This window comes from Vibrio sp. 1S139, assembly GCF_041439475.1.
In the GTDB taxonomy this organism is placed as follows: domain Bacteria; phylum Pseudomonadota; class Gammaproteobacteria; order Enterobacterales; family Vibrionaceae; genus Vibrio; species Vibrio crassostreae_C.
The window spans coordinates 46,947-53,716 of the sequence record NZ_JBGOOD010000033.1 but is presented as its reverse complement, the minus strand read 5'-3'; the positions used below and the strand labels follow the sequence as shown (position 1 = coordinate 53,716).

Below are 6,770 nucleotides of genomic sequence, written 5' to 3'. Positions count from 1 at the left end.
TGCCTTGGAACTTCAAACACTGACAAGTCGCCCCGTGGGTTCATGGGGCGGATACTAAAAACTTGTTCAGAGGTGTGGTTATAAGGCGCTTTTGTCCTAATGAAAGTCGGAAGGCTCGACAAACTATTGATAAAACAGACCGATATCCAACCGAGAGCAAGCCGCTGATCGATGTCAAATCCATAGTTGCAGAATACCTAAGCTCTTTCGTGGAGTGTAATTAACTCTTCCAATTCAGCAATACTTTTATGCCCGTATTGGGAATAAAGTTGTTTGGTGTTGGCCGATGCATTGGACTCATTGTTTACACCTGCAACAGACTTATAGTTACAAATCTTGGCGCTAATATTACCGACCTCTAGTCCAGACTTTTGAGAAATATCACGAGAAAATTCGCTTTGCTTTCCTCTAGGAAATCCCAAACTTTCCAGTTTCTTGAAGGCCAATAAGCACCGTAATTCATTTAATTCATTCCATAGGGAGGTCTCACGATAGGCCATAGAATCACCTTAGTTTCATTGAACACACCTTTATCGTAGAACACACATTCATCCGATGTCATCTATGATTTAGCAACATTGAAAGGATCAATTCCCTAAGGCGCTTTTGTCCCGAACCGAACTTGAAAACCCGGAATCGTAAGAAGGTTTAGGATATCCCAAGTTGCATCCTTTCTAATTTAGCAAAGCGTGAATTAATTAATAAATGGAAATTCACTAAGTTGAGCATTTTGTATTACTGGTGTAGGTCATATCAGTTTATTCCATAAGTAAGTCTAATTCGATTTCATAAATTTGAGACATGAGATCTCCTTTAGACCGTTTTGCTTTCAACATAATTAGTAGTGTGTCCATAGACTCAACATAGCAGTATTCTGCTGCTAATTGGCTCAATATATCTTTTGTTACATAGTACAAACCAGAATAGTTAGGAGAAGATACATTGAGTCCACGGCACAATTCTTTTTTTAGACAACTTATATTTTCAAACGACACTATAGGTTACTTATAGGGTTAGATTATTTAGACCAACACCATTGCTGTACATCAAATGAAAATTCATTTACTTGTTTCTGTTTCAAAGTACGAGTATTTGCAGGAATGTGAGTATATGCATTATCTAAGATAGTCTTTTTTATCTTGTCATCTTTTACTGAATGCTTAAGGCTAGACTTCAAGAATCCAGCTTGGTTTGAAAGCATAGCCAGTCTTGCAAACTCGTTGTATGCTTGGCACTCAATCATTTCAGCATCAGACATCCCAGCACTTGTATTAAAAGAGATGAGTATTAGTGCTAACTGTATTAACTTTGTCATTCGAAGTTACACTTTCTATAATTCGTAATATTCCTCTAAATATATCAACATTCTAAGCCTATGTATTGTCTTTTATCATGGTAGTTGAGTGCTGCTGGTTTTCAGAGCCAACAAATTATGGGGAACCAAACTTTTTAGACTAGCTACTCTAAGTCGCTACTTGTCCCGATCCGCCTCGAAAGCATCAATAATAGTGGGATAAACGTGAGAATGAATACAGGCTTAAACGAAAAGACGGGTATGAACTACCGCATAGGTCTGTAAGAAACATGTACAAGTAATCACACGCTGTATTGATGGGATATTCGTTAAAACTATTAGCGTAAGGAACTTAATAGGTGCGCAAATTCTACATCGTTTAATCTTGACTCGATTCCAAGATACCTGTCATCAATCGACACTGACTTCAAGAAGTAGTTGCGTTAGAGCCATTTACTAAGGCGCTTTTGTCCCTGAACAAGACTAAACACAGGTTAATGGAAAAGCTTAGTACGTATCGTCCAATCCGTAACCACCAAGTTTTGATAGCTCTTCGCTTTCTTCCTCTGTAATCGGGATATCTAACATTCTGAAATACTCATCCATGCTCATTTGAAATGCTGCATTTTCGATAGTCTCTCTAGGCACAGCAGGAAGCTTTGAATAAAAAATGTCAATAATCGCAGTTTGAAGCTGGTCATCATCACAGAACAAATAAAACTCTTCAGAAGTATCTGAGTCACGACATGATTTTGCGAAAAAGGTGAGGTCACTATGGCCTTTATGGACTAACGCCTGAGAAAGCCAATCATTTCTCTGGAAAGCTGAAATTGGAAAAGTTTCTGATTCATCAGAAATCAGATCTGCAAACTGTTTAGCTGATTCTTTAAACTGCTTAAGTTGTGAAAGGTAAACTGGATATTTGGGGTTATTAGACATGTATCAATCCTCGTTTGTTGGGCTAAAGACATGCAATGTGACTCTCACACACTATTCCCAGTGAGCACTGATTCACTAGTTAAATAGAAAGCGCCTTGACCACGAGTCAGGTCTAGGTGGCGTCAAACCTAGCCTGTAAAAATGTCAGGTGGATAATACGTTTGTCAATGAACTTAAAGTCGCCGCCTCAACTTGTTTTTGTCTCAAGCAATGTCAGGTGAACCTTATTAACGGTGTCGTTCGATTAGACTTATATTACTATTCCTCTCAATACTATCCTCAAGCCGCTTTTGCTCAGCCTCAAGGCTCAATAATCGCTCTTCTATAATCACCATTCGGCGCAAGGCAGAATCTCGCTCCGCTTCGGCGTTAAACTTATCTACTTTTGCATTTTCAGTTTGGCGTTCAAGCGTTTGTGCACGAGTTTCTCTAGGCTTTTGAGGAAAAAGCTTATCGATTTCCTTGTCGATGTCATCATATGTAGTCCCATTAATAACTAACCCTTCTATCTCTTTGATAATTCTTTTTTTAAGCTCTGCATTTACCGATTGATGGATGTATGAAGGATCAAAAGCAGCTTCACGAGCAACGGCCGTGGGCGTTATAGCACGATTCAAATTAATGACGTTTGTTTTTCCATCCTTAATCCGTTTTAGAGCCTTTTTAAACTTGATTGGTAATGGTGGCAGTTTACTCATGTAAACCTCTCAGATGCTTTATGGTTTTTAATTACTAGGTCTTCTCTAGGCAGCTTTAAGTAGCTAATACAGTGCTCATCAAATGTCTTTTCTAAAGATTGGATTCTGACTCGATGATCGATTAATACGCTGTATAAATACAGTTGACCAGTATTTAGTTTTTTGAATGTATTAATCAGTCGTTGGTATTTTGGAAGTTGTGCTTCAGCTTTATCGCGAGTTACTACCTCATGATTACAAGTTACTTGACTCTTTTCATCCGCACAAATTCTTGTGCATGTTGGATTGCAGCAGTAGCCTGTTGGGTGTTCAACTATTGATATTCTTCCAGCTTGAACATCTCGACGGCATTCATCTAGAGTTTTAATCCTACCCTGATAGTCGCTAGTCTCCTTAATTCTTTTCCCTTCTTTGCCTGATAGGGAAGGACTATTATAGATTTCAAACACACAATGTGCGGCAATATCAACGCTGGCTTTGTCCAGCTGGATTTGAAAATCACGATCTATAGCTAAATCCATTAATGCTGCTAATTCTGCGCCATTGGAGTACCAATCGGTCATTAATGCGTTCAAGTGCTTGAACTGGCTCTTCATTGCTCCAACACTCGCAAGTCCATTTCGCTTAATGAACATAGCTGCTGTTCTGCGCAGATCATGAGCCGTGAATTTCTTTAAGTGTCCACCGACGACCAATTCACCAGCTCTTATTTGGTTAATCATATCGAACTCTTTTACATCCTGCTCAGTTGCAGGGGAGCAGTATTTAGCTAAAAACTGTTTCATACAAGCCGTTGATAAACCAGTCCTTACCACTTCAGTTTTGGTTCTTTGGGTATACATACTAATAAAGGCTGATTCTAGGTGAGTAACCAATGGTTCTGTTGTATGAATCTCTCGATATATGTTTCGCGCGAACTCACTCATATCGGTAGCTAATTCTAGAGCTTTTTTCACGATAGGGTGGGTTACCCAGCCAACTCTGCTTCGATTACCCTGCTCATTGGATTTTGTTGTTTCACCATAAATATAAGGGATATCTTTTCCTAAGTATTGTCTGATCTCATAGCTGTTCTTGTTGACACTTTTAGCCTCTGAATCTCTCAGCCCACTGAATCCAACCGTAACAATAAAACACGCTGTTTGAATGCTGTTAATAAACGACATTTTCCCGTCATGTTCAAACTCTGGAACCTTAGAGGGATGTTTTCTTTTATAGTAAGTAGAAAAGCCTTTGTCACTCTTTCCTTCTAACAACCACTGTCGGAGGCATCGCTCCCTATGCTCCATTTCTTGGGATATTTGATGACGGTAAGGGTGATAATGCTCAACTACCTTTATAGCCTTGTCGTAGAGTTCACTAGACATACGCTCTGGGAGCGCAACTGCTTGTTTGGGAGCGTTAACACCTAATTTTTCTGCTAGCTTCGGTACGGATTCTGTAAAAAAATATCCAGACAACTGCTCCACAGTATACAAGGTAGACTTAGCATAAGTTACTGATAAGTTTTTATCTTTTATGGATTTTAGAAAGGCATTCTGTGTTCTTATATCTCTAATTGAATGGAATTTGCTACTCCCTAAATGCTCGATAACTCTATATATGCTTCTTTGGTAATTTTCCGCTGAACCTACGCTAAGGCTTCTAGCTTTCATACGCTCTAGAACAAGACGCTTGATTAGCGGGATATACTTAGGAATTACTGGGGGGTTAGTCCAACGTAGTTGTCTTACAGCGCCGAACCCAACACTAAACATACTGGAGAAATCCCATAAATCACTAGTAAAATGATCCCTTGGCGTTCCGTCATCATTGAGTGTTACAAATTGACTCGAAGGGTCATCATCTACAAATAGATGTGAAAGATCTGGGTGTATACTTGTTGATAAATCTCCGTTTACATCATCGTTTAATATTATGTTCATTATGATAGCCCCTCCTTGATATCATCTATAGCATACTCGGAATCATAAAGTGGGTGGAGTTCACCACGGTTGATTTTATCTTCAGCTTCTTTGTAATTAACTGAGTTATGAGCAAATAGTTTGCTCAACGCTCTTTTAACCAAGTGAGCAATATCGAGTAGCTTTTCGTTTGTGGCAATAAGTTTATCACCGTAACTCGGGCGATTTAGGCAATCTAGAATAACCTCTTTAAAGGACATCATGACCCAGATATCTTCTACCTCACTAATAAGGACATGATACGGGCAGGTAAAGCATTCAAGGAATTCAATGCATGGCGTAGTATCACCGAATTGGTCAATATCTCGGTACTTGCGAATTGACTTGTTGGCCTTGTCACTGTCCATCTTAGAGCATCGTGGGCCCGTCGTGGTTAGGTTCGCGATTTTTCCTGTCTCCATTCTGTACTCAAAGTCACTCATTGGATCTTTGAACTCTGCGCGAATCTCATTAATTATATTTTCTTTATTATCAATACCACTATGACTGATTTTATATTGAGCCTCAAAAGCACCAGCTAGTTCTAAATTGCTCGTATTGGCGTCAGAATCTAGATAACTTCTCAGTGTTGTAGACACGGCATTGCCATTCGCTTCGGCGGCAGCTTTAATGTCGCCTGTCGCCCTGATGTTTAGCGTGCTTCGTGTACCTCTTAAGTTTTGGTTGTTAACTCTTGTGGTCAACTTATATGGAGAAAGAGCTTTATTTATAGCGGCCTGAAAATTAACTTGCAGTATTGTCGCGGTTCCATCTTTATCAATTCTGGGAAATAGATAATCATCTCCAGTTAACTTTAGGATTTTCGTTACATCTATCCATGATTCTATGGTGCGTCGAGCATTGGCTGTAAAACCCATTTTTAGTAACTGTGGGTTATAATCATCTCTACCTTTAATTACTTGAGCGTCAAACGTATGGTTATCTCCGATCCCTTTACTATCAAATACCACTTGATTGATTTTAAGAGTAGATAATGGCGTTGTATTTGCCCCTATTTGTTTACTAACTAGAATAAATGCAATACGAATTAAATTATTTCGCCAATCACCAGAAGATATGCGTAGTTTTGCTTTCTTGTAAAATACTTCTAAATCTTTATCATCATAAATGTATTCTCCATGTTCATCTTTCATAGCACTTAAAAGCTCACGAGAATAAATAGGGCAGTATTCAGGTGTCGTTCCTTCAGTTATATGCCTGATGTAAACTGTATACGCCGAACTTAATATTTTGTTCGCGTCCACATAATCGGAGTCATTCATTATCGATGATGCTTTAAGGTCACCCTTTTTAGATTTAATAGATGATAGTTCTTTGGCTTCATGTGTTCTGTTATCTAATTTCAGGTACATCGATAGCATTGCTCTAGAATTTTTATAAGTGCCAATACTAATTTTGTTTAAACCATAATCTTGTTTGAGGCTGTTTATGTACCATTTAACATCCTCCGCATCGAAGCTCAGTGGCCTCTTCTTACCTTCAAAGTATTTCACTAAGTAAACAAGGTTATTAAAAGCGAGCTTTTGATAGGCTCCTGATAGAACTTCTGACTCTTTTGCTTTAATTGCTAGTGCGTGCATCCTACGAATAAACGGTTCTCGTTCTGGCATAAATACTTTTTTTAGGCAATCTAAGGTACCACTACCGTTCCGCTTCATTCTAGGACATCCAAGATACGCCAAGCGTTTGAATTGCAGTACACAAGGTTCAGCATAGCCGTTTATGTGCACCTCAACCTTTAGTTCATTAATAGGTATTGGGAAAGCAGTAATACTATTGTTCTCAGACGGTTCAGCAGTAAAATTTCTTTCACGGTTTACAGGAGGTTTTCTTCTATGTCGACGCTCTTTTAGTTGCTCCAGTCTCGATGTCATG

At 38.9% G+C, this 6,770-nt stretch carries 6 protein-coding genes; all 6 read right to left on the bottom strand.

Annotated elements, in window-relative coordinates; genetic code table 11:
* Positions 1 to 197: 197 nt before the first annotated feature.
* Positions 198 to 500 (bottom strand): hypothetical protein, encoded by a 303-nt coding sequence (locus tag ACED46_RS12780; RefSeq protein ID WP_136975038.1) that lies wholly within the window; start codon positions 498 to 500, stop codon positions 198 to 200.
* A 518-nt stretch (positions 501 to 1,018) separates the two neighbouring features.
* Complete coding sequence (locus ACED46_RS12775) at positions 1,019 to 1,315, bottom strand: hypothetical protein (protein ID WP_371721598.1); 297 nt, start codon at positions 1,313 to 1,315, stop codon at positions 1,019 to 1,021.
* Between the two features lie 486 nt (positions 1,316 to 1,801).
* Positions 1,802 to 2,233: a hypothetical protein gene (locus tag ACED46_RS12770; RefSeq protein ID WP_371721597.1), complete on the bottom strand. Its 432-nt coding sequence runs from the start codon at positions 2,231 to 2,233 to the stop codon at positions 1,802 to 1,804.
* 227 nt (positions 2,234 to 2,460) lie between these two features.
* The gene (locus tag ACED46_RS12765) at positions 2,461 to 2,931 is read right to left on the bottom strand and encodes a hypothetical protein (protein WP_371721596.1); all 471 of its coding nucleotides are present in this window, start codon (positions 2,929 to 2,931) and stop codon (positions 2,461 to 2,463) included.
* Entirely contained in the window at positions 2,928 to 4,856 is a 1,929-nt protein-coding gene (locus ACED46_RS12760; protein ID WP_371721595.1) for a hypothetical protein, read from the bottom strand. Before ACED46_RS12760 ends, ACED46_RS12765 begins: the two co-directional genes overlap by 4 nt.
* Positions 4,856 to 6,769, bottom strand: coding sequence for a hypothetical protein (locus ACED46_RS12755; protein ID WP_371721594.1), 1,914 nt, complete (start codon positions 6,767 to 6,769; stop codon positions 4,856 to 4,858). The genes ACED46_RS12760 and ACED46_RS12755 overlap by 1 nt, the downstream gene beginning before the upstream one ends.
* Position 6,770: the final 1 nt, after the last annotated feature.